Consider the following 24,374-nt stretch of genomic DNA (forward strand, 5'->3'; position numbering starts at 1 on the left):
GATCGCACGAGGAATACCAACGTAACCTAAGCAATCCGTAAGAGGACTTTTCAATATCCAATCGTGAAAACAGGAATATTCATGAGCTTTTCGCACATCTCACATGCGTCGATGAAGACGCTGGTGGCAGGCATCGCAGCCGCAGCCACCTTATGCACGGGAGCAATCGCAACCATGCAGACAGCCAACGCGGCCGACGCAAGTACCGCGCCCAGCGTCGCCGGACACGCCTACAACGATCTGCCGGTCGGCAATCCCGACGTCACCGTCACGCAAATCGACAACAGTGCGTTGCCGGCAACCCTTCGCAACCCCATCGGGCAGAACGAAGGAACCAATACCCCCAACGACCTGTCGCAAAACTACTATTCCGCAGACGCATCCACCCTTGAATACGATGGCAAACTCTTCGTATTCACAGGACACGACGAGGCCGAACCAACCTACGGGTCCTTCAATATGAAAGACTGGGGCGTCTACGTAACCGACAATCCGGAATCCGGCAAATGGACGCACTACAAGACCATCGCCAAAGCCGACCTGTTCGACTGGGCAACCGGCGACGGAGCCTACGCAGGACAAGTAGTAGTCGACGATGCTGGCACCGCAGACACGGCCGACGACTGGTTTTACTACTACGTGCCAGTCAAAGACAAGAACGCAGCCGCGGGAGCCGACCCGTTCTCCATCGGCGTGGCCAAATCAAAAAGCCCCCTCGGACCATGGGTCGACGCCATCGGAGCGCCGTTGCTGACTACCATGCAGACGCAAATCGAAACCATCGATCCCGCATTCTTCGTGGACAATGACGGTACCGGATATCTGCACTTCGGCACCTTCAACAGCGAACTCGCCGTAAAAATGCAGCGGGACGCCAACACTGGCCGCACCTCATATGTTGCCGTGGAAACCATGGACGGAACGGCGGATGGAGCGCCGAAAATCTACAATATGCGTGACGCCGACGCGCTCGCCAACATACCCGACTACGATGCCAGCAAAGACGTGCTTGGCAGCGACTATGCGAACCAAGTGAACGCGTCGCTGACCTTGGGCAACAACGGCGGCGCTTATGCCAACGGGCCCAAAGGCTTCTTTGAGGCGGCATGGGTGTTCCGTGAAGGAGACACCTACTACAACGTGTACGACGGTGGCAAACCCGGGTCGGGAGTGGCGACCTGCGTGGAATCCAACTATCAGGCGTGCGTGCAATACTCCACGTCGGCAAGCCCTCTTGGGCCGTGGACGTACCAAGGCGTAATCGTCGAATCGGGATCGTCCACCACCATGCATCCGTCGATTCAACGATTCGGCGGCAAATGGTGGGTCACCTACCACACTGGAGACAAGACTGGTGGTACTGACTTCCGCCGTGCAGTCTGCATCGATGAAGTGACGTGGAATGGCGGGCGCATGAACGCCGTTTCGCATCCGACCAAAGCCGAACGGTTGCAACCCTCACGCAACGTGGCCCCCTATGCGTCAGTGGACGCGACCTACACCGAAACACCCGCCTACAAGGGTTCCGTGAACGACGGGCGAGTGCTGGAAACTGCTGTAGTACCGCCGAACCATTGGACGAACTATCGAAAGATGCCACAAACACAATCCTCCGATTCACTGATCTACCAGTGGAATGGCGCTGTACGTGTGAATGGATCGAAAGTCTGGTTCGATACCGATGCGAACGCATTGCGTGCCCCTGCCTCATGGAAACTGCAATATCTTGACGCAGACGGTTCCTGGAAGGACGTGCCCAATTCCAGCGAATACGGCGTGGATACAGGCAAGAACGCGCCTAATGAAGTGACATTCGACGCAGTGACCACCACTGCGCTCAAACTTGACATGACCGCGCAAGCCGTTGACGGGGGCTATGCTTCCGTTGGCGTTCCTGAATGGGAAGTATATGCGCAACAGGGAGCAGTTGTGGCTGAACGGCCAGCCGACGTCTACGCCAAGACCGGAGACGCGCCGGAATTGTCGAACACGGTGAAAGTCGCGTACGGCTCGGAAACAGTGGAAACTCCGGTTTTGTGGCGCACGGTGTCTGCTTCTTCGTATGCGCAGGCGGGTGAGTTCACCGTGCAAGGTGTGGTTGCTGGCATTGAAACCAAGCAGCAGGCTGATGATCTGGCAGCCGGCAACGTAGCCGTGACCGTACATGTTTCCGACGATTACGTAAAACCGGCTGATACCATTGCTCCTGCCGTGCGTGTGGCATTGGCTGGCACGGCTGGCAATGATGGTTGGCTGGTCACTTCACCGATCGCTCTTATTACGGCTTCCGACAATGCGGCTGCGCCGATCGCAAAACTCGAACTTGCGGTCGGGGATGGCGCATGGGTGACCGTCGGAACGAATGTGAACACTGCGGTAAAGGCTGTGACTGGCGAGGGTATAGTGAGTGTGCGTGCGCGTGCCACTGATGCGGCCGGCAATGTGAGCGAAATCGCTGCTGCGGAAGCGCGTGTGGATGCTACGGCTCCTACGGTAACCGCCTCGGTAGATACGGTTTCCCGCACTATGACATTGACCGCCTCAGATGGTGCTGGATCCGGTGTGAAAACGGTGGAATACCGGGTTGGAAACGGCGAATGGCAGCAATATGAAGAAGGCGCGGCGATTACTGCTTCTTCGTCGAAGCGCGAAACGGTGAGCTATCGGGCTTCGGACATTGCTGGCAATATGTCGGCTGCGGGCGTCAAAGATATTCCATCCGATACGTCGGTGCCGTTGGCCGGCTATATCGAGCAAGATGCCGTTGCTACTGACGTGGACAAAAAAGCGTCTTCTTGGACAGCTGGTGTTGCCGCGCTTAACGACGGCAAAACCATTCCGGGCGATTGCACGGTTGATAACGCCTGCATTTGGGGTACGTGGCCGAATACCGGTGAAATGAAGCTCGACTACGAATGGGATCGCGAAGTCACCATCGATTCCAGCCGTGTGCAATTCACCTCCGATGGAGGGGGCTTGGGAATGCCGGCGTCGTGGAAACTGCAGTATTGGGATGCTGGAACGAATGCGTTTGTGGATATTCCCGATGCCACATATACATTGGTCACCAATGCTCCCGGCGCTTACGGTACCGATAACGGCGGATGGAGCGAGGCAACCTGGACTGACGCGGTGAAGACCACTAAGCTGCGCATGGTGATTCAATCCGGCAGTGCATCGCCGGCTGCCGCCGAATGGCAGGTTCATGCACCTGAACCGACTCCGGACCCGACCCCCGATCCGACGCCTGAGCCCGAGCCGGAACCAACGCCAACTCCAAAGCCGACTCCGGATATCGATAACAACGGCAAGCAGGACGGTAATAATGCCGAGCCTTCTGCGAAACCGCAATCATCGCAGCAATCTCAGTCTCAACGTAAGAAGAAGCTAAGCTCTACAGGCGTCGCTACTACGGCAATCGTCATTGCCATGACGGTGCTGGCCACGGCGGGGTGCTGCATCTTCGTGGCCAAGCGGGGCAAGCTGCGTAACTGAATCCAATATAAAAGTGGTAAGTTCTCAGCCTCGGCCTCTGGACTGAATATGTGTGCTTGACGCACTCAAGGTACCGCTACGCGGTCTTCGCGGCAAGCCGCTCACTTCGCCTGAGGAAAGCCCATTGGGCTTTCCTCTTCACGGCTCAGTGGCCAAGCCTACGATCAAGCACACGTATTCAGCCGCCGACCTTTGGGGTCCGACCCCTACGTTTGTGTGAACTCGGACGTCATCGGACCCCATTTTGCTCATAACTCGCCTATGTATGGCAGATTTGCGGGTCTGTCAGGAAGCATCTCGCCTATATATGGCAGAAGACTTCGCTAAAAAGCCATATAGGGGGTATGAAAACGCATGTTTTCTGACTCCAGTCTGCCATATATAAGCGAGATGCCTCGTGACGAGACTCAAAATCTGCCATATATAGTCGAGATATGGCTCGGCTGTTGGTGGCTTGAGACGGCGACATACGATCGCGGATCGCGTAGGTGGTCGCCGTTTTTGTGATTTATGGGCTAATCTCAGAAGAGACAGATTCGATGGCCGCGAACGGTGAGAACCAACGCGAGAGAATGCGCGAGCGGCCGCGTAAGGGAGGAAAGCCCATGTCCAAATCATTCGTCAACAAGGCGCTGCTCGGCGGCGCAGTCGCTGCAGGCGCCGCAGTGTGGGCGATCGCGCCGCGTACCTTCTCCGATAAGCGCCGCAATTATGTGCCGTCCATTCCCGACGTGTGGTACGCGCATCGTGGCCTGCATGACGCGGGTTCCGGTCTGACCGCGCAGTATGCCAACGAGAGCGGCGAGTATGTGGCGCTGGCACGTCGCATGGCCATGAAGGCCGGCTATGGCAGCCCCAGCGTGACTGGTGCGATCGCTCCGGAGAACTCGCTTGCGGCATTCGCAGCGGCTTGCGAAGCCGGCTATGGCATCGAGCTTGACCTGCAGATGACCGCCGACGGCGAAATCGTGGTGGTGCATGACGGCGATCTGATGCGCGTCGCCGGAGATCCACGCCGTATCGCCGATCTCACGTACGATGAGCTGACCCGCATCCCGCTGTTCCCGACCGACGCCCCCGGTGCCGCCGTGGCAGCGCCGTTGCCGGGTTCGCTTGAAAATCCGCCGCTGGTCACCACACCTGACAGCGCTCCGGAAGGGTATTTCCAGCATGTGCCACTGTTCGCCGACGTGCTCAAGGTAGTGGCGGGTCGTGTGCCGCTGATCGTCGAATACAAGTTCGACGACAATTCCAAGTGGGGTTCGCGCGATGTCGAGCTCATGGAAAAGGGCGACGCGCTGCTGCAGGCCTATTCCGGCGCGTATGTGATCGAATCGTTCAATCCGGCTGCCGTCAACTGGTATAAGGAGAACCGTCCGGAAGTGTGCCGTGGCCAGCTTTCCTGGTGGCCGCAGGGGGAGGAGAAGCCGTCTGATCCTGCTGCGCTCGCCAAGGAATATGCGGCCGGTGCGCTGATTTTCGACTGGATTTCCCGCCCTGATTTCGTCGCCTACGATTGGCATGGCGGCAACAGTCCGCAGGTACGGTTGGCCCGTTTCATGGGTGCCGTTCCCGTGTCGTGGACGGTGCGCAGCCGCGACGAGCTCGCCCAGTGCGATGACTGGTTCGACCATCATATTTTCGAGGCGTTCGTCCCCGACGAGCAGTAGAGGTTTTACATATGATTTCGGCCTGCCGCCGCATGATTTGCGTTGTGGCAGGCCGTTTTTATTCGATTTACTTGATTGACTGATTGGGTTGATTCGGTTGAGCTCTGATGCGGTCAGTCGATCACGCCATATAGACGGTCGCCGGCATCGCCCAAGCCTGGCACGATGTAGCACTTGTCGTTGAGCTTCTCGTCGACGGCGCACAGCACCAGCTTGAACTTAATGGATGGGTCGAGGTTCTCCTCAACGAACTTCAGGCCTTCCGGAGCGCCCAGAATGCACACGGCGGTAACATCCTTTGCGCCGCGCTCGGCCAGGTAATGTGTTGCTGCGACCAGCGTGCCGCCAGTGGCGAGCATCGGGTCGATCAGGAAGCACTGACGGCCGCTCAGATCGTCGGGCAGACGGTTCGCGTACGTGATCTGCTGGGTTGGGTTCTCCTCGTCGCGCTTCATGCCAAGGAAGCCGACCTCAGCGGACGGGATCATCTTGGTCATGCCGTCAAGCATGCCCAGGCCAGCGCGCAGCACAGGCACAATGATCGGCGCCGGGGAAGCGATGTGCTTGCCTACCATCGGAGCGACGGGGGTCTCGATCGGCTTGTCCACGACTTCGACGTCGCGGGTGGCCTCGTAGGCCTCAAGCATCACGAGTTCGGAAACGAGCTCGCGGAACGTGGAGGACGGGGTGTTCTTGTCGCGAAGAACGGTGAGCTTGTGGTCCACCAGCGGGTGGTTCAAAACATGAATATCCATGTCTTCTAAGCGTAGTCCATAATCGCGAGGAAAAGCGCGGGAACTGGGAAAGGAGCCAAGAAAGAAACTGAAAATCGTATGAAAAAAGCAACGAAACTTAAGAAGAGGGAAAGCGCCGAACCACGAAAGCGCCTGTCGGCGCAAAGGCCGCTCGCAGCGGCAAAAAATGGAGCCCGGGGCTATGCATGGCCCGGCGCGAGTTCCTATTCTACAGATGCTGTAGACCGTACGTTACGTCGTGTCGCGAATTGATGGTGCGAGCGCCGTAAAACACTTCCGGTAGCGGTACAGAGGTGGGTGCAGAGGCAGGTGCAGGGGACGGGTACGGAACGCGTTACTCCAGTTTTCCGCGACGCCACAGATTCGCCCCATGGCGAAAATCCTTGGCCGTGACGAACAGATTGCCGGCCGTGTGCATCAAACGGGACGATTTCGTACGTACCTGCTTTTCCATGGCGGAAATGCCGGAATCGCTGCTATCGGAACCTTCCGCAGCTTTCAATCGTGCGATCATATTGCGTGCCTCGATGCGCAATCCCAACGCAACCACGTCGGTGAACGCGGCCGCACGTTCCAGCGCAACCGCAAAATCGCCGGTGAACGCGCCTGCGAGAATCGAATCGGCAATATGCGCAATGTCATCTTCCGTGGGCGCCTGATCGACGCCGGCAATCGCCGAGGCGGTAGTGGCAACCGGCTCTCCAGCGCGCCACAACCGCGCGATCGACTCGCGATTCTTCCGCATCCACGTGCGCAGCAGATACAGCCGCCACAGAATGCCCGGCAGCGAATCCGGCTCGGCGCTGCTCCACAGTTCGGCGATCACGTCAACGCCCTCGCGGTCCACCAGCGTGAGCACGCGCTCCACCAGTTCGGCATCCTGCGTATGATGCACGCGGTCCAACAGTGCGGCCGCCGAAGCGTGGCTCATCTCGTTGATTTGCGCCGGATCGGCACCTCCCGCGATATTGTCGGCCATCATCTGGTCGAGTTGCCCCGGGCGGGCCGGACGCGGCGATCCGGTGTTGGTGAAACCGGCGGAACGGCTTGGTACAACCGATCCGGAACCGTAATGCATGCTAGTAGACAATGGGCGAAACCTTTTGAATATCGATAATGCTGGGACCTTGCGGCGTATCGATTATAAACAGCGCTACGGCGGTGCCGGTAGGCATGAACGGCGTTTTGGCGATGAGCTGCTTGGAGAGCGCTTTGCGGGCGCATAGTCCGCGCAAGTGATCGAACATGCCTCCGATAACCGGTCGGTGCATGCAGATCGCCGTGGTTTCGCGGGTCTCGAGCGTGAGCTGGATCTGCTTGAGGAACGCCAGCCATGCGATGGTCGGGTGCTCGGCGAAGGCGTCTTCCGTGAGCGCGTCGATGTGTTCCATCGGGCGTTCGGTCTGCCAGCTAAGCACCTGCAGTGTTTCCTGGCAGCGCAGCCATGGTGAGGTTGCGAGGCGGGTTGGGTTGTAGCAGGCGAGTTCGCGGTTGAGTGCGAATGCCGCGGCCGCGCCTTTCGGAGTGATCGGCCGGTTCGCGTCGGTGCCTTTCCAGGATTTGCGCGATTCGGCTTTGGCGTGACGCACGATCATCAGATTCTGCGCGGTCGCGGCACCCTCCTGTACGCGGTCCACAAAAATGGCGAGGGTGTCTTTATCGGTGGAATGCGTGAGGATTTTACGTGCTTCACGTACGGAAACCCACACGATATCGTTGATTTCGCCTACATCCGCGCGATGCACGGGGCCGAATGCGTCAAGCAGATGTTCCGCATCATCTCCGGAAATCGGTTGCGCCATCCAATACAACGTGTGCTTGGTGTCGACGGCGCGATCGTGTGAATGCCGGGTTTTCTTGCCTTCTTCGGACAGTGGATATTCGACTTCGCACAGATACGGGCCGAGTGCGATGGAAACGCCTGTCTCCTCGCCGATTTCTCGCACTGCGGCATGACGATGCGATTCGCCCTGCTCGAGTTTGCCTTTCGGCCAGCTCCAGTCATCGTACTTTGGTCGATGCACGATGCACACTTCAATGCTGTTGAGTTGTTCCTTTGGAGTTTTCTGCGCTGCGATTGCTGGATTTTCCGCGATTTCGCTACCGGTTTTCCACCGCCATACAATACCCCCGGCGGCTTCTACGACACGTCTCATGCTCTCGCTCATATCTTTCATTGTAAGTGGTTGGGCACGGGTTTCCCCATGATTGCGCGACGGCAATCGTGCCATCCGAGTTTTCCTGCGTTTTCCCACGATGGTGATCGCGTATGCCGCAACATAGGAAATGGCCGATTCTGCAACAGCAGAATCGGCCATTTCCTACGGTTTAGTGCCTTGCCGGTCGGCGCGTATGCTTCTTGATGAGATATTCCTGGGAATCGACCAGCGGGCGACCCTCCTCATCCTTCGCATGACGCACGTAGGTTCCGTCGGCTGCCATATGCCACGAGGTGGTGGAATCGGCCATTTGCAGATCCACGTACTTGATCAGCTCGTCGATCTGCTCCGGAGCGGTGATGCGTACCAGCGCTTCGACTCGACGGTCGAGATTGCGGTGCATCAGATCGGCGGAACCGATCCACACTTCCGGACCTGCGGCCGGACCTTCACCGATCTGCGGGCCATCGGAGTTCGCGAATGCGTAGATACGGCTGTGCTCGAGGAAACGACCCAGAATGGAACGCACGCGAATGTTCTCGGAAAGTCCTGGAACACCCGGCTTGAGCGCGCAGATGCCGCGTTCCACGATGTCGATCTTCACGCCGGCCTGGCTTGCACGGTACAGCGCGTCGATGGTCTTCTCGTCCACGATGGAGTTGACCTTGATCTTAATCCACGCTTCCTTGCCTGCGCGTGCCGCATCCTCTTCGCGGCGGATGCGCTGAATCAGACCGGAACGTACGGTACGCGGCGCTACCAGCAGACGGTGGAAGCTCGACTTCGGCGCATAACCGGACAGCTGGTTGAACAGGCGGGTCATATCCTGGCCGACCACCGGATCGCAGGTCAGCAGGCCGAGATCGGTGTAGATGCGGGCGGTCTTCGGATTGTAGTTACCGGTGCCCACATGGCAGTAGCGGCGCAGGCCGTCGGCTTCCTGACGCACCACAAGGCTCAGCTTGCAGTGAGTCTTCAGGCCCACGATGCCGTACACCACGTGCACGCCGGCGCGTTCCAGCTTGCGTGCCCATGCGATGTTGGCGTCTTCGTCGAAGCGTGCCTTGATTTCGACCAGTGCCAGCACCTGCTTGCCCGCATGCGCCGCGTCGATGAGCGCGTCGATGATCGGGGAGTTGCTGGACGTACGGTACAACGTCTGCTTGATGGCGAGCACCTTCGGATCCGCCGCAGCCTGCGCTAGGAACGCCTGAACGGAGGTAGAGAACGAATCGTACGGGTGATGCAGGAGGATATCGCGTTCGCGAATCGCTGCAAAAATGTCTTGCGCGCGGGACGACTCCACCTCGGCAATCTGGCGATTGGTGGTCGGCACGAACGAACGGTACTTCAAGTCCGGACGGTCGATGCCGCCAAGTTCGAAGAGCACGGTCGCATCGAGCGGTGCCGGCAGGCGGTACACCTCATCGGCACTGACGCGCAGCTGATCGGCGAGCAGCTGGGAAAGGAACGGGCTGGTCTCGTCGGAAATCTCAAGACGGATCGGCGGTCCGAAACGACGGCGCAGCAGCTCCTTCTCCATGGCGTTGAGCAGGTTCTCTGCATCATCCTCTTCCACGTCGATATCCTCGTTACGGGTAACGCGGAAGGATCGCGCTTCCTTGATGATCATGCCCGGGAACAGGGATTCCAGGTGCGCGATGATCAGGTTCTCCATGGTGATGAAGCCGTAGCGCACGTTGGTGGCATCGTCGTCGGTCATGTCGTCGACGGGCACGAGACGGTTCAGGTTTCCAGGAATCTTCACGCGAGCGAAGTGGGACTTGCCGGAAGCCGGGTTCTCCACCAGCACGGCGAGGTTGATGGAACCGCCGGAAATGTACGGGAACGGGTGGGCCGGATCCACGGCGAGCGGCGTCAGAACAGGGAACACCTGCTGACGGTAGTAGCGAGACAGGCGCTCCTGTTCGGCGGCGGTGAGCTTGTCCCAGCTCAGCAGCACGATCTGTTCCTTCGCCAGGTCGGGAAGAATGTGATCGATCATGTAGTGCGCGTGCTCGTCCTGCAGGCGGTGCGCCTGCTCGCTGATGGCGCGCAGCTGCTGCCTTGGGCTCAATCCGGAGGCGGCCGTCACGGCGATGCCGGTGTCGATGCGGCGCTTCAGACCTGCGACGCGAACCATGAAGAACTCGTCGAGGTTGTTCGCGAAGATCGCGGCGAAGCTTGCGCGTTCGATGATCGGCAGATCTTCGTCTTGGGCAAGTTCGAGGACTCGCTTGTTGAACTTCAGCCAGCTCAACTCGCGGTCGAAGAAGCGGTCGTTCGGCAACGGCTCTTCGCCGGCCTGAAGCTCACGCTTGTCGTTTTTATCGGTCTCGGCGATATGCTCAGCTATCTGGCTGCGCAAGATCGCCTTCGAGGGTGCGTCAAAAATCTGTGCCATACTTTCCTACTTTATCCTTAAGTAGCTGGAAATGCTGTAAAAAGCCGGCAAAATTTAGCTGGAGTTAACATTCGTTCGCTCATTGTGCAAATTAGGGTGTCGACACGCCGTGTTTTTGTCGCAAACGCACGCAAACGAACAAACACGCCTTGCGTTTCGCACACGATGGAGCATTTTTATGATTCTTGCGATCGTAAAGCAACAGTTGCGACAAATACGGAACATCAGCCGGTTTCGGTTTGCGATTGCCGGATTGCTGAGCATAATTACGAAGTACAAGAACAACTTAAAGAGCAGAGCCCACAAAGAGTGTATGGCCAAGATAGGTCGTTACGTTGAACGGGCATTGGATAGACTTACCGTTACGACGATGTTGTTGTGCAGAGATTCTGCCCTTAAGGTTCTTGCAAGGAAGGCCCGCTCGGCGGGCCTTCCTTTTTGTTTGCCTGTTCTCAGGGAGTTTTTCGGGAAAACGACGGACGCCGATTATCGTCGTTGTGTGGATAACGGTGCATAACACGCCGGGGTTGTGGATAACTCGCGTCCTCCGACCACAGGGCCGGTTCAGCTTGCAATGGTGCTCGCCGAAGCTTTTCAATCGACGGTATGAGTAATGCAACGTCTTTTTCGAATGTTCCTCCGGTGCCGCTGCCGTCGGGCGGGCTGTTGCCGGTCGCCGGCGCGATCGCGCCGCAAGCGTCACCGCCGACACAACGCAGAACCGTCTCTGCGCAACGGTTCTATACGCCGCCGGGATCGAATCGCGGTGGAACGCAACTGGTTGGCGCTGTGCCTGGAACGTATGGCATGGTTGCGCAATGCGGTCGCGCATCGGTGGAGGAACCCTGCGATATGGGCAATGTGGTGGTTATCGACTCCGTGGTGGCAGGAGTGGGCACGAGCACTCTGGCCGCCTTACTGGCCCGCGAGCTGAGCGAACGCGGCCTCAAATGTGTGCTCGTCGACGCCGATCTGCAAGGAGGTGGGCTGGATGTGCTTCTTGGCGTGGAAAACGAGGACGGCTCACGCTTCGGGGAAATCAGCGCTCCGCTTGGCAATATCGACGGCAAAGCGCTACTGCGGGAGCTGCCAATCTGGGATGGTGTGCCATTGCTGGCATGCGATCCTTGGAAAACCGAAAATCCGCAATCGTGGGAAGTGCAAGCGTGCATTCATGCGCTATCGCAGGTGCGAAGCGTGGTCGTCGTCGATATGGGGCAATGGAACGGACTGCAGGATTTGACGGAACTGCGCAAGGCCATCCGCATTACCGTGGTCGAACTGACGGTACTTGGTCTTGCGCGGGCCAAAGCGAATCTGCGGGCGCATTACGGTTCGATCGGAGAACACGATGCCGCAACGCAGGAACGGGAGTTTCTCGTAGGCGTGCAACCGCGCGGAACCGTACGCGACCATGGCACGACGGCAATCGAGGAAGCGGCGGAATACCTCGACTGCGATATCACCGCGGTCATCAAACCGGATGCCAAGCTTTGCAGCGAACTCTTGGAAGGGCTTGGACTGCGCAAACCCAATCGTACGAACGCGAAAGCCATCGCAACGTTGGCGGATCTCATTCAGGAAGCGTTGGGAGAAAAGAGCATCAGTCATGGAACTCGGGCCACTTAGCGACATCGCATCCGAGCCGGGCGTCACCGACATCGCGGTAACCTGCGACGGAACGGTGTGGGTGGATCGCGGCCAAGGTATGCGGCCACATGCATTGCGCGTGCCATTCAGCGGTCCCCAAGCCATCCGCGATTTCGCCGTGCGGCTGTGCTCGCAGCTTGGCAGAAGGCTCGACGACGCCTGCCCGATAGCCGACGCCTCCACGGTGGAAGGCGTGCGCGTGCACGCGGTTATCGCACCGCTCGTTCCGCAAGGCGCCGCCATCAGCATACGATTGCCGGACGTTGTTGCGCCCAGTCTGGAATCTTTGGCGGAAAACGGCATGTTTCCAAGCGGATGGATGCCTTTGCTGGAAGGATTCGTGGAACGAAGGGCCAGCGTGCTCGTGACCGGCGGAACCGGAGCAGGCAAAACCACGCTGCTCAAAGCAATGCTTATGCGATGCGCGCCGGGGGAGCGCGTCATCACCGTGGAGGAGGTGCGCGAACTTGGCATGCTCAACCATGCCAACCACGTGTCGCTGGTGACGCGCGGCGCCAACATGGAAGGCAAAGGCGCCATAGGGCTGTCGCAGCTGATATGCGCGACGTTGCGTATGCGGCCGGACCGCATTGTGGTGGGCGAATGCAGGGGCGGCGAAATCGTGGATCTGCTGCGCGCGCTGAATTCCGGGCATCGCGGAGGCATGACCACCTTGCATGCCAATCAGGTGACGGCGGTTCCCTCACGTTTGGTGGCCTTGGGATTGCTCTCCGGGCTGAATCCGCAAGCCACCGCGGCGCTCGCGCAAGACGCGTTCGACGTAGTGCTGCATGTGGGCCGAGTGGGAGGCAGGCGGCGCATCGCGCAAATAGGACGGCTTGAATTCGCAGAGGGGAAACTGCGGGGAAACCTATTGGCCGGGTGGAACGGCAGCCAAATGCGGGCTTCGCAACAGTGGCCTGATTTCGTGCGCGTATGGAGTCGTTGAATCGAGGTGGGCAGATGGAAAGCCTCAGCATTATTTGCGCGGTATTGTGCGGACTGGCCGTATGGCTGTGGCCTCGCCGAAACGTATGCGATGTGGGCGAACGGGCGGGAAACGTAGTGGGGCGCGCAGGCGAAAGCCTTGATGAAAAACCTGATGGAGGATTCGGCGGGCGGTCTGACGGAATCGAAGAGGCGAACATGCCGGCGAAACCATTGCCCGCCATCGGATGTGTGGCGTGCGTGGCTTCCCTCCGCGCATCCGTGCGCAGCGGAGCCACATTGGTGCAGGCGTTCGAAGAATTGGGTGGAACGCCGTTCGCCACACCCGAACTTACCAGGCTTCGCATAACCATGGTGATCCGCAGCCGATGCCCGCCCAAAGAGCAATGCGGCCAAGTCGAACGGCTGAGCGGCGAGCTATATGCGGCCTGTCAGCTGAGCCTGACGCTCGGATGCGAAACCGGCCGATGCCTGCAGGCGGTGGCTGAATCGTTGAAACGGCAACGATTATTGGATGATCTGCGTACCAACGCATTCGCCATGCCCAAAGCGACGGTGAAACTCCTGATGGCGTTGCCGCTGCTCACTGTGCTCTTGGGAGAAGGTATGGGTGCGCACTCATTGGCCTTCCTTGTTTCAGGGGTCAAAGGCTTGGCATGCCTCGGATTTGCCCTCTGTTGCTACACGTTCGGACTTATCTGGATACGTGCGCTGATGCGGCAGGATGATATGAAAGGAGCCATGTGATGACTGGCTTATGGATGCTGACGGCGGCGGTGTGCGCGGCCGAAGCGATGTGGCTGAAGCAGTGGAGGCCGGTCCGTGTGCCAGCCGACCTTGCGCCCGCCGGACGAGTGCGGGAACTTCCGCTGCCGCTGGTATTGGAGATGCTCAGCGTCGCCATACGGCAGGGATCCTCCATTCCACGCGCGCTGATTGCCGTGGGCGATATCGCTGCGGGAGAATTCGGCGCGGGACTACGGTCGGCCGGAGAACAGTTGAACAAAGGTGTTTCCTGGGATGATGCGTGGCCAGATGATGGCGATCTTGCGGTGGTGCGCGATGCGTTCGCCTCGTCATGGCACAGTGGCGCCTCGCCGGTGGAACGTTTGGAAACAGCGGTCGAACAATTGGATTGGGATGAGCGCTCGCAGATCGAACAGGCTGCAGCGAAATTGTCGGTTCGTTTGTTGCTACCGACCGGATTGTGCTTTCTTCCCGCATTTGTTGCGGTGGGGATTATTCCGGCCGTTATGTCGTTTGTGGGATGACGGCAGGAAAGCAACGTGGGAAATATGGCTCGGGAAATGTGGGAAACGGACAATCCTCGAAGAACGATGTTTTGTGGATAAATGTGGATGACACGCCGTGGTTGTGGATAACCCACGTCCTCCGACCACAACCCTGAAAAAACGTTCCGACGGGCACGATGATGCGCAACACTGGGTGCACTCGGCCATCTGGCCGAGGTTGTTCGAACGAAAGGAACGCCATGAACAACGAAACGCCAATCAACGTCGATGGCTCGCCAGACCTGATGGGCAAGGCAGGACAGCTGCTGCATGCCATGCGTGAACGGGCCGGCAAAGCGGTATGCCTGCTGGACGCGCGTATGCGCACGCTGACCGTCGAACCGGAGGAAGGCGCTGCCACTGCCGAATATGCGGTGGTTTTGGTTGCCGCCACCGGATTCGCAGCCGTTTTGGTGGGCATTATGAAATCCGATGCCATCAAAACGCTGCTGACCAACATCATCAAGAAAGCGCTGAGCGTCGGGTGATTCATGCTGAGGCAATGGTGGAAACGCCATACCGATGATGCCGATGAGGGAGCGGCCACCGCGGAATTCGCGGTGGTGCTCCCCTGCGTGGCGGCGGTGGCGATTTTGGTGTTGTGCTTGGGGCGTGCGTCTGTGGTGTCCATGAATTGCCAGGATGCGGCGGCGGCCGGTGCCAGGGCTTTCGCGGTTGATGATACGGGCGGCGAATCGAAGGCGAGGACCGCGGTCATGGCGGCTGCGGGAGGTTCGGCGACGGTACGGTTCGAGCGTGGGGCGGACTTCGTCACCGTCACGGTGCAATGCCCTGTGGTGCCGGATCCGACCGGTGTGCTGCCCACTCGAGTTACCGGCAAGGCGACCCGCTACTTCTAGCGTTGCTCCGAAGCGTGCTGGTCTCTGCGCAGTGAGATGCGGGATTGTTGGTTGTGGCCTGTGCATGGAGGTCTGTGAGGTTTGGAGCTTGCGACATACGACGTGTGAAACATGTTGTGAAACACTATTGGCAACCATTTGATGGATGCGGGTCGGAAAGGAATGGATAATGTGAAACGCCTTGTGAAACATTGGTTTGCTTGGATTCGCGGGTCCGATGAGGGTTCGGGGACCATATCCGGTGTGGCTTTGATCGCAGTGGCCGCCATCATGCTGGGCGCGGCCGCGTCGGCGGGCAATCTGCTGCTGTGCTTGCATCGCGCGCAGAATGCGGCCGACCTGGCGTCGGTAGCGGCGGCCAATGCGTTGTATTCGGGATCGTCCGATCCTTGTTCCGTGGCGGAACGCACTATATCCGGCAATAATGCGACGATCGGATCCTGCACGATAGAAGGCGAGGATGTGCTGGTCGAAGCGCAGGTCGGCACGCAAATGCCATTCGTATCGCATGTCGGCAAACAGTCACGGGCGGGGCCGATTGTCTGCGAATAAGTGTGGTGTGGAGCGGTACATTGTGCGGGAAATCGCGCTTCGTAAAAAGGGATCTTTCTACGTAAAGGAACATTCGTTCCACAAAACGCGGCCATTTGTATGGAAAGCCGTTCGCATGTGGCGTGTGGAGCGAATCGCGGTTATCGTACTGAAGTATGAGCGAAACGTCATGTGTGAATGCGACCGTTGCCGTTGTCGGCAATCCGACGTCAAACAAAGGCAAGGGTGCCGAGGTCGGCAAGCAGGTGGTTGAGCTGCTGCAAGAGGCCGGGCGCAAGCATGGCTTCAACGTGATCGACGTGACCGGCGAGAGCTTCGACGATTCCTTGGCGAATGCTAGGAATCGCAGGAACGAATACGACTACCTGGTGGCGGTCGGCGGCGACGGCATGATTGCGCTTGGAGCCAATGCCGTGGGCTGTTCCGGTAAACCGTTGGGCATTGTGGCGACGGGTTCCGGCAATGATTTCGCCCGCGGTCTTGAGCTGCCGGTCAATCGCGTGGAAACCGCTGTCGACGGCATCGTCGGCGCGATTGTGCGCGGCACGCATATTGACGTTGATATGGGTTTGGCCACGTCGTTGCAGGGCGGGTATGCCGTCGATTCCAGTACCGGCGATGATCTGGTCGGCGATTCGGACGTGCCATTGCGCCCGGCGGTCAACCGCTTCTACGCGGGCATGCTGTCGTGTGGTTTGGATGCGAGTATCAACGACCGTGCCAACCATTCCCGCTTGCCCAACGGTTCGGTGCGCTATTTCGTGGCAGCGATTGTGGAATTGACGCATATGAAGCGGTACGGATACCACATCAAAGCCACGTTGGCCGATGGAACGGTGGAAGAAAGAGACATTATTTCACCGTTGCTTACGGTGGCCAATTCACGGCATATTGGCGGTGGCATTGAGATTTCGCCATATTCACGATTCTCGGATGGGCTGCTTGACCTGGTATGGCTCGACCACGTGCCCAATGTCGCCGAATGCGTGGATGCGGTGTCTCACGCGTATAGCGGCAAGATCCTCGGGTGCAAGGTGTTTGGGTGGAAGCGTGTGCGCGATATCGAAATCACCCGCGCGCAAGAGGGTGATGAGCCGCCGGTCTTGATGGCGGACGGTGAATATGTTGGTCGCCTGCCTGTCAAGGTCGTAGTTCAAGACCGTGCGTTGCGTGTGCTGGTGCCGCCGGCCGTGGCGGAAAGCCAAGCTGCCAACACCGAAGAAAAAGTGCTGGAAGCCATCAAGCGTGATCACCGTGATCCTGTCACCGGCAAAACCGACACCTACTACGCGAAGCGCTCGCGGTAGTGCGTGCACATGCCGGTCAAACCGCAACATTGCATATCGAAGATGGCACGTATGCAACTGATTGCGTGATCGGCAATCGTAAGCAATCGCAAATAATTTCGCGATAATAACGAAAAATCCAGTACCCGCAAGATCTTTATCTTACGAATACCGGATTTTCTGTAACTAGCGAACGCCGTAACTATCGAACACGGATTGCGGTCAGGCGGCGACTTCCTGGCGGGCGATGGCCTGCTCGTAGTCGCGGGTGCCCTTGAAGACTTCCTGCAGCCACGGGTTGACGTGCTGCTTCTTCGCACGGTACAGGATGTAGCCGAGTGCGAGCACGTTGGCCACGAGTGCGATGATCGACACGGTCAGGTTCACGTTCGGATTGTTCACCGACTGCACGACGAACTTGGATTCATCCTGGAACATGGGGAACACCTGCGCGAACATGCACCAGATGGCGAGCGTGTTGGCACGGTTCTGAATCCAGCCGCCCTTGTTCCAGAAGAAGTTCGCCACGGTCGGGGCGAGCAGCAGCGCGAGGCCGCAATACCAGGAGTGGGTTGGCAGGCAGTTGTAGGTGTAGCAGAAGTTCCAAATATCGTATGCGACGATGAACACCCAAGTCATGTCAGGCCACAGCATATCCTGCTTCTTCTTCGACACGTAAATGCCGAACCAGCCGGTCATGCAGGCGATGTTGATCAGGCCGGCAACGCCGTTGAACACGTTGTGCCAGCCGCCATACAGCGTCACGCCTTCGGTGGAAACCCATGTGGTACCCCAGGCGCGAATGGCGGATTCGAAGTCGGAGACCACAGCGATGAGAATGTTGATGGCCACGATCACGAACGGGAAGCATTTGAACCACTCGGACTTGCCGATCTTGCCCCACTTGTATTTGAGTGCCATGAAGCCGATGCAGCCCGCGGTGGCAGCATACAGTTTGGCATAGTGGAACCAGCTGGTCATATGAACGTAGGTCGGGTTGTTGAGCGCCCACTCGGCACCCATCGCGGCGGCCACGTAAATGGTGATGAAGTAGATGGTCAGAATGGCCGGCACGATCAGGAACGCGATCACGCCACCGGTCTTGGTGCGACGGGCCAGCTCATTGGCGCCGATCAGGCAGCAGAATACGAGGATCCATCCGATCCACTGGTATATGGCGGTGTCGCCATAGACTTGGAACAACATCGCTCTTCCTTTCTCTCAACACGTATGCGCGCGGGGTGAGCTGCGTTTACATGTATTCGTTCAGGTGCAGCGTCTGTGCCGCGACCTGTCTGATGACGGTGTCTTCAATGTCGGGATGCAGTCTGATCAGCGAAATCAGGCCAACGATGAGCGTATAGAACGTCTCATGCTCGTTGGTGATGGGCATGCCATGCAATTTCTCGAAATCGCGCACTGTCGAATTGCAGATGTATTCCGCAATGCGATCGGCCACGCGGTCGATGAATTTGATGTACAGTCCCGCGTTGCCGTCTTCGATCATGCGTTGGCTGAACGGGCCCTCATCGGCGATGAGGGAACGGGTCAGTCGCACCACGTCATCGAGCGCTTTCGAGATGTTGCCGACTTCTCGATTGGCGTTCCACTCCTCCAATTGCGAGATGACTTCGTCGATGACGTCGTCGAGCACGGCGTCCGCAACTTGGTCTTTGTCTTGGAAATAGTGGTAGAAGAGAGATCTGGTCATGCCTACGCGACCTGCGATATCGCTGATCGTGATTTTCGAAAAGCCCTTTTCCAGGCAGATTGCGCGGGCTGCATGCACGATTTGCGCGCGGCGTGCATCTCCGACTGTTGTTGCGGAGGCGTTGTGCTGTCCGTCCATGGCTTTCTCTCCTTCGTTCGAGTGGCGTCTCTCACCTGCGCGACACGTTGACACTCTGTCAATTTCTTGACTGCCCTCAGTCTAAACCGTACATTGACACAATGTCAATTTCGTAGTGTCGATGTCGTCACTCCCAGCTTAAACGTTGCCGCGGCGCTTGTCTTTGGGGACACGCGCTTCACCGTTACGGGCAGGCTGTGCGGCCGGTCTTTGAGAAAAAACGTGTCGTAATTAATCGGTAGCCTAGTGACACCACAGCGGAAGGAATTGCGATGGCACTGGCACTCTATAGAAGGTATCGTCCCGACACGTTCGACGGCGTGATCGGGCAGGATCAGGTCACGATTCCGCTGATGCGAGCGCTTGATGAGAACAAACTTACGCACGCTTACCTGTTTTCCGGTCCGCGCGGCTGCGGCAAAACCAGTTCCGCACGCATTCTCGCGCGTTGCGTCAACTGCGCGAAAGGCCCGACCTCGCACCCGTGCGGCGAATGCGAAAGCTGCAAGGACCTCGCCACAGGCGGCCCCGGTTCCATCGACGTGGTGGAAATCGACGCCGCTTCGCACAACGGTGTGGACGATGCCCGCGAACTGCGCGAACGTGCCGGATTCGCCCCCGCCCGCGACCGCTACAAGATTTTCATTCTCGACGAAGCCCACATGGTCACGCCGCAAGGCTTCAACGCGCTGCTGAAAATCGTGGAGGAGCCGCCGGAGCATGTGATGTTCATCTTCGCCACCACCGAGCCAGACAAGGTGATCGGCACCATCCGTTCGCGCACCCACCATTACCCGTTCCGCCTAGTGCCGCAGGAGGTTATGGGCCCGTACCTCGAGCGGATCTGCGAAGACGAGCATATCGAAGCCGAGCCGGGCGTGCTGCGCCTTGCCATGCGTGCCGGCGGCGGTTCCGTGCGAGACACCCTTTCCGTGCTTGACCAGCTCATGGTCGGTGCGGTCGATGGCAGCATCGCATACGACTCCGCGGTTGCGTTGCTTGGCTTCACGCCTGACGCTCTGATCGGCGAGGCCGTCGACGCCGTTGTCGACAAAAATGGCGAAGCACTGTATGGCGTGATTCAGAAGGTCGTGGTCGGTGGTTTCGATCCCCGTCGATTTGTTGAGGATTTGCTTGCCCGCGTACGCGATTTGCTGGTGCTCACGTTGGGTGGAGAGCGTGCGGAAAGCGTGCTTTCCGACGATGCGGCCGCCGAGAACATGGATGATTTGCGTCGTCAGGCTTCCGCTTTGGGATTGTCTGCGCTGACGCAGATGGCTGACACGATCAATGCGACGCTTGCCAATATGACCGGTGCGATTTCGCCGCGCATGCGATTGGAATTGCTTGCCGCGCGCTTGTTGGCCGGGCGTGAGGAAGGGATGGCTGTCGTTGCGTCATCTTCCGGTGTACCTGATTTTGCCGGCGATGCCGGAACTTCCGCGGCTGCCGAATCGTCGCGTGGATCCATGGCCGGCTCCCGTCGCCGTGCGGCACGACATGCCGCAGGAAATGTGCGGGCGCAGGATTCTGCGCCTGTGATCGATACCCCTTCCGCGCCTGTGCAGCCGTCCGTGGCGCCGACGAATCCTGCCGATGCCGTCGCATCCGGCGTGGCTTCCGTGCTTGCTGACGTGCAGCAGGCGATGAATGCGACGACTTCCGTCGCTTCCGCTGCGCCTGCCGCAACTTCCGTACCAGCTCCCATTCATGACGATCGCACCCCCGACCAGAAGTGGGATGCGCTGGTCGCAGCCCTTCCGGAAGACGTGCAACGTTACGTAAGCCGTGAAAAAGTGCCTCGCGTGCTACTGAGCGGCGACAGCTTGTGGATCAAATTCGACAAGGCGCTCAGCAAATACGCGTTCGCCAAGGGCGTGGCGAAGGAGTCGGTGGATGGAACCACCGAAGTGGTGAAAATCGTCCGCGCCGAAGTACATAAGGTGTTCGGCCCGAATGTCACGCTTGCCCCCGCCAAAAAGCTGGCGGACGGTTCCGAATCGGTGCCGTGGAGCAAGCTTAGTCCGGAAGAGCAAAGCAAGATCAACGTGCAGCTGGCGCAGGAGCGACTCAAATCCGCAACACTGCTGACCGCGAATCTTGGCACCGCCGCAAGTCTTGAATCCTCCGGCAAAGAGTCGGCAAGCAAGAGTGGACAAAAAACCGAAGATGGCGGCAATGCCGGGAATTCCAACGATGAGGAGGGCCACCGAGCCGAGGCGGAGGCAGCCGCCGAAGCTGATCCGTGGGCAAATCCGCAACCGGCTGCGCCTGCGCAACCGCAGCAAGAATCCGATCCGTGGGGGAGTCCCGCGCCAGTAGCTCAACATGTGGAACAGTCCATTCCAGATGATGATCCGTGGGGCGCGCCCGCACAACCGATGCAATCGCAATCGGTGGTTGCAAGCGGCGTCAACGATGTGAAAGCGCCGGAACAGCATACGAAACATGTGGCCGTTCCCGATATCAGCGACAACGTTGATCCGTGGGCCGTGCCGATGCCAGACCCGCTTCCAACTCCGGTGGACGACGATCCTTGGGGTGCCCCTATGCCAGTTCAGGCAGGGCCGGCGGAGCCGTCTCCCGCTCCAGTGGAACCTGAAACGGCTCCTAAGCATGCCAATCACCAGCATCGCGCACCTCGGCAGGAAGCGGCACCGCAGCAAGGCCAGCCGAACGCCGATCCATGGAGCCAACAGTTCTCCGCGCCTGCGCAGCCAACACCGCAGGTCGCCGCGGAAGACGACGAATATTCCATGAGCGACGAATCGATCGGAGCGTCCAGCGCGTTAAGCGTGGATGATCTGACACGACTATTCGAAGTGAAAAAAGTCGAGGATTTCGGCCCCGACGACGCCAAAAACCCGCGCAACATGCAGCAGAAGAAGAATCTCGACGACTGATGGCGGTGCAGTCGCAAGCAAAAATGCGAAACCGAGCAAAATCGACGAATCAACGCAATCGTAAGCACTGCATAATCGCGAATCTTATGGAAACCAAGGAAAGGTGAACCATGGCACTGGCCTATGACGGCGCCATCCAACGACTCATCGACGCATTCGCGCACCTGCCCGGCATCGGGCCGAAAGGTGCGCAACGTATCGCCTTCTACCTGCTCAACGCATCCGACGAAGAAGCGCAAACCCTGATCGACGCCATCACCGAAGTCAAGGAAAAAATACGATTCTGCGACATCTGCGGCAACGTGTGCGAAACCAGCCCATGCCCTGTCTGCGCCGATCCACGCCGCGACCACAGCGTGATCTGCGTGGTCGAAGAGTCGAAAGACGTGATGAGCATCGAACGCACACGCGAATATCGCGGCCTATACCACGTGCTCGGCGGCGTCATCAATCCGATGGCCAACGTGCAGCCCAGCGACCTCAACATCGCCAAACTCATCGAACGACTCAAAGACAGCGAAGTCGCCGAAGTGATTCTCGCGCTCAATCCGAACGTGGAAGGCGAGGCGACCACCAGTTTCCTTTCGCAGCTGCTGTCTCAAACCGACATCAAGGTCACGCGCTTGGCGAGCGGTCTGCCGGTCGGCGGCGATCTCGAATATGCCGACGAAATCACGCTCGGACGTGCGTTGGCGGGGCGTCGCGCGGTCTGACGCTACATTGCCTGCGCGTTGCTTATGCTGGCTTGCGCTGGCATGTATTGGATTGCGCAAGCGTCGTACGGGCGATCTGCGGAAGATTTGACGGAACGTACGCCGAAAAAATGTGTGGATTCCATATATTGTTCCGCATGTTGGGCGTGCAGGGGCTTGACAAATCGGATTTTTTCTATAATCGAGCAGCCTGCCTAGAATATCGGCAGACGACACATTGAAGAAGATTGGATAAGTTGTGGCTCTCATCGTGCAGAAATTTGGCGGCTCTTCCGTAGCCGACCCAGAATCGATCAAGCGCGTGGCCCGACGCATCATCGAAACGAAGAACGCCGGCAATGACGTGGCCGTCGTGGTCTCCGCAATGGGAGACACCACCGACGACCTGATCGATCAGGCGCTCAGCATCGACTCCAACCCGCCGGCGCGCGAGATGGACATGCTGATGACCGCAGGCGAGCGTATTTCGATGAGTTTGCTCGCAATGGCAATTCATGCGGCCGGCTCTCACGCCTACTCCTTCACCGGCTCCCAGGCTGGTTTCATGACCGACGCCCAGTTCGGTACCGCGCATATCAAGGCCGTGAAGCCTGACCGCGTGCGTCGTGCGCTCGACAAGGGTTCCGTGGCCATCGTGGCCGGCTTCCAGGGCGTGAATGAGGGTGGCGACGCCACCACGCTCGGACGAGGTGGATCCGATACCTCCGCAGTGGCTTTGGCAGTGGCGCTGGACGCCGACGTATGCGAGATTTACACCGACGTCGATGGCGTGTTCACCGCCGATCCGCGCATTGTGCCGACTGCACGCCGTATCCCCGTCATCGACTACGAGTCGATGCTGGAAATGTCTTCCTGCGGCTCCAAGGTGCTTGCCCTGCGTTGCGTGGAATACGCGCAGCGATTCGACATGCCGTTGCATGTGCGCAGCTCCTTCTCCCACCGTCGCGGCACGCTGATCGTGCCGGAAGACGTCGATCCGCGCACATTGCCGAACATCTGAGATATCTGAGATTCGCATTCGGCAATCGCGAGACATCGCAGGCAATCGCAAGAAAACCAAGACTTTACGAACAAAGGTAAGAACATGAGCGAAAACAACAGCCAGTCCTTGGGTGACCTGTTCCCCGATCTTGGACCGGAAGTCCCGATCATTTCCGGCGTCGCGCACGACAACACCGAATCGCTGGCCACCGTGCGCCGCGTGCCGAACGAGCCGGGCATGGCCGCCAAGGTGTTCACGCTGCTGGCCGAGGCCGGCGTGAACGTCGATATGATCGTGCAGGCTTCCGCTTCCACCGGCACCGCCGATATTTCCTTCACTGTGCCCGGTTCCGCCGCTGCCAAGGTGCGGGATGTGTTGCAGGAGAAGCAGGACGAGCTGGGCTACCAGTCCTTCGACATTGACGCCAACGTGGGCAAGGTGGCCGTGGTGGGCGTGGGTATGAAGACCCACTCCGGCTTGGCTGCCAAGTTCTTCAATGCGCTGAGCGACAAGGGTGTGAATGTGCTGATGATCTCCACGTCCGAAATCCGCATCGCTGCGCTGGTTCCGCTCGAGCAGCTGCAGGACGCCGTCCGCGCGCTGCACACTGCCTACGGCTTGGATGCCGAGCAGGTGGAAGCCGTGGTGTATGGCGGTACTGGTCGCTGACGCAATACCGCGCAATAACAATCGAAAAAAGACTTGACTGGATTGCTTGAGGCGCTCAGCCAAGTCTTTTTTATTCCCATATCTGTTTTACAGATATTTTTTCAGATAATCTGCAAATGAAAAAGCGGAGGATTGCTGAATAATCAACAATCCTCCGCAATATTATGTTCTGCAGAAATCAGATATC

The 24,374-nt window shown here is 58.6% G+C and carries 20 protein-coding genes; 14 read left to right on the plus strand and 6 right to left on the minus strand.

The window, feature by feature from the left end; all coding sequences use genetic code 11:
* Positions 1-81 precede the first annotated feature (81 nt).
* Together BBPC_RS00655 and BBPC_RS00660 are read left to right on the plus strand one after the other, a co-directional pair.
* Positions 82-3,495, plus strand: coding sequence for an OmpL47-type beta-barrel domain-containing protein (locus tag BBPC_RS00655; RefSeq protein WP_227572385.1), 3,414 nt, complete (start codon positions 82-84; stop codon positions 3,493-3,495).
* A gap of 605 nt (positions 3,496-4,100) precedes the next feature.
* Positions 4,101-5,165 carry a glycerophosphodiester phosphodiesterase family protein gene (locus BBPC_RS00660; RefSeq protein WP_033524185.1) on the plus strand — a complete coding sequence of 355 codons (1,065 nt, stop codon included), beginning with the start codon at positions 4,101-4,103 and terminating at the stop codon, positions 5,163-5,165.
* Positions 5,166-5,278: 113 nt separating this feature from the next.
* On the opposite strand, the gene upp is transcribed toward BBPC_RS00660, so the two are convergent.
* From upp to BBPC_RS00680, 4 genes are all read right to left on the minus strand, one after another.
* Positions 5,279-5,920, minus strand: coding sequence for a uracil phosphoribosyltransferase (gene upp / locus BBPC_RS00665; protein WP_004220320.1), 642 nt, complete (start codon positions 5,918-5,920; stop codon positions 5,279-5,281).
* 334 nt (positions 5,921-6,254) lie between these two features.
* Positions 6,255-6,998: a hypothetical protein gene (locus BBPC_RS00670; protein WP_022245680.1), complete on the minus strand. Its 744-nt coding sequence runs from the start codon at positions 6,996-6,998 to the stop codon at positions 6,255-6,257.
* Between the two features lies 1 nt (position 6,999).
* Complete coding sequence (locus BBPC_RS00675) at positions 7,000-8,097, minus strand: NUDIX hydrolase (protein WP_033524229.1); 1,098 nt, start codon at positions 8,095-8,097, stop codon at positions 7,000-7,002.
* Between the two features lie 151 nt (positions 8,098-8,248).
* On the minus strand, positions 8,249-10,483 hold the full coding sequence (locus BBPC_RS00680) for an RNA degradosome polyphosphate kinase (protein ID WP_004220317.1): 2,235 nt from the start codon (positions 10,481-10,483) through the stop codon (positions 8,249-8,251).
* Between the two features lie 606 nt (positions 10,484-11,089).
* Here BBPC_RS00680 and BBPC_RS00690 point away from each other — a divergent pair.
* The 8 genes from BBPC_RS00690 (at position 11,090) to BBPC_RS00725 (ending at position 17,092) form a co-directional block, all read left to right on the plus strand.
* Positions 11,090-12,112: an AAA family ATPase gene (locus BBPC_RS00690; protein ID WP_226556759.1), complete on the plus strand. Its 1,023-nt coding sequence runs from the start codon at positions 11,090-11,092 to the stop codon at positions 12,110-12,112.
* Positions 12,093-13,082, plus strand: a complete 990-nt coding sequence (locus BBPC_RS00695) for a CpaF family protein (RefSeq protein WP_004220314.1) — start codon at positions 12,093-12,095, stop codon at positions 13,080-13,082. Before BBPC_RS00690 ends, BBPC_RS00695 begins: the two co-directional genes overlap by 20 nt.
* Positions 13,070-13,828, plus strand: coding sequence for a hypothetical protein (locus BBPC_RS00700; protein ID WP_004220313.1), 759 nt, complete (start codon positions 13,070-13,072; stop codon positions 13,826-13,828). The genes BBPC_RS00695 and BBPC_RS00700 overlap by 13 nt, the downstream gene beginning before the upstream one ends.
* A complete protein-coding gene (locus BBPC_RS00705; RefSeq protein WP_004220312.1) occupies positions 13,828-14,352 on the plus strand; it encodes a type II secretion system F family protein in 525 nt (174 codons plus the stop codon). Before BBPC_RS00700 ends, BBPC_RS00705 begins: the two co-directional genes overlap by 1 nt.
* A gap of 266 nt (positions 14,353-14,618) precedes the next feature.
* Positions 14,619-14,861 (plus strand): DUF4244 domain-containing protein, encoded by a 243-nt coding sequence (locus BBPC_RS00710; RefSeq protein WP_370622447.1) that lies wholly within the window; start codon positions 14,619-14,621, stop codon positions 14,859-14,861.
* Positions 14,862-14,864: 3 nt separating this feature from the next.
* A complete protein-coding gene (locus BBPC_RS00715) occupies positions 14,865-15,233 on the plus strand; it encodes a TadE family type IV pilus minor pilin (protein ID WP_004220309.1) in 369 nt (122 codons plus the stop codon).
* A gap of 162 nt (positions 15,234-15,395) precedes the next feature.
* Positions 15,396-15,785 (plus strand): Rv3654c family TadE-like protein, encoded by a 390-nt coding sequence (locus BBPC_RS00720; protein WP_047749563.1) that lies wholly within the window; start codon positions 15,396-15,398, stop codon positions 15,783-15,785.
* 155 nt (positions 15,786-15,940) lie between these two features.
* The gene (locus tag BBPC_RS00725; protein WP_004220307.1) at positions 15,941-17,092 is read left to right on the plus strand and encodes a diacylglycerol/lipid kinase family protein; all 1,152 of its coding nucleotides are present in this window, start codon (positions 15,941-15,943) and stop codon (positions 17,090-17,092) included.
* 201 nt (positions 17,093-17,293) lie between these two features.
* On the opposite strand, the gene BBPC_RS00730 is transcribed toward BBPC_RS00725, so the two are convergent.
* On the minus strand, positions 17,294-18,277 hold the full coding sequence (locus BBPC_RS00730) for a DUF5692 family protein (RefSeq protein WP_004220306.1): 984 nt from the start codon (positions 18,275-18,277) through the stop codon (positions 17,294-17,296).
* A gap of 46 nt (positions 18,278-18,323) precedes the next feature.
* Positions 18,324-18,920 carry a TetR/AcrR family transcriptional regulator gene (locus BBPC_RS00735; protein WP_004220305.1) on the minus strand — a complete coding sequence of 199 codons (597 nt, stop codon included), beginning with the start codon at positions 18,918-18,920 and terminating at the stop codon, positions 18,324-18,326.
* Between the two features lie 272 nt (positions 18,921-19,192).
* Between BBPC_RS00735 and dnaX the strand changes: the two genes are divergently transcribed.
* The 4 genes from dnaX (at position 19,193) to BBPC_RS00755 (ending at position 24,187) form a co-directional block, all read left to right on the plus strand.
* Positions 19,193-21,823 (plus strand): DNA polymerase III subunit gamma/tau, encoded by a 2,631-nt coding sequence (gene dnaX / locus BBPC_RS00740; RefSeq protein WP_004220304.1) that lies wholly within the window; start codon positions 19,193-19,195, stop codon positions 21,821-21,823.
* A 110-nt stretch (positions 21,824-21,933) separates the two neighbouring features.
* Complete coding sequence (gene recR / locus BBPC_RS00745; RefSeq protein ID WP_004220302.1) at positions 21,934-22,536, plus strand: recombination mediator RecR; 603 nt, start codon at positions 21,934-21,936, stop codon at positions 22,534-22,536.
* Between the two features lie 238 nt (positions 22,537-22,774).
* The gene (locus tag BBPC_RS00750; RefSeq protein WP_004220300.1) at positions 22,775-23,536 is read left to right on the plus strand and encodes an aspartate kinase; all 762 of its coding nucleotides are present in this window, start codon (positions 22,775-22,777) and stop codon (positions 23,534-23,536) included.
* An 84-nt stretch (positions 23,537-23,620) separates the two neighbouring features.
* Positions 23,621-24,187, plus strand: a complete 567-nt coding sequence (locus tag BBPC_RS00755; RefSeq protein ID WP_004220299.1) for an ACT domain-containing protein — start codon at positions 23,621-23,623, stop codon at positions 24,185-24,187.
* Positions 24,188-24,374 lie beyond the last annotated feature (187 nt).

This window comes from Bifidobacterium pseudocatenulatum DSM 20438 = JCM 1200 = LMG 10505 (assembly GCF_001025215.1).
GTDB classification, from domain to species: Bacteria; Actinomycetota; Actinomycetes; order Actinomycetales; family Bifidobacteriaceae; genus Bifidobacterium; species Bifidobacterium pseudocatenulatum.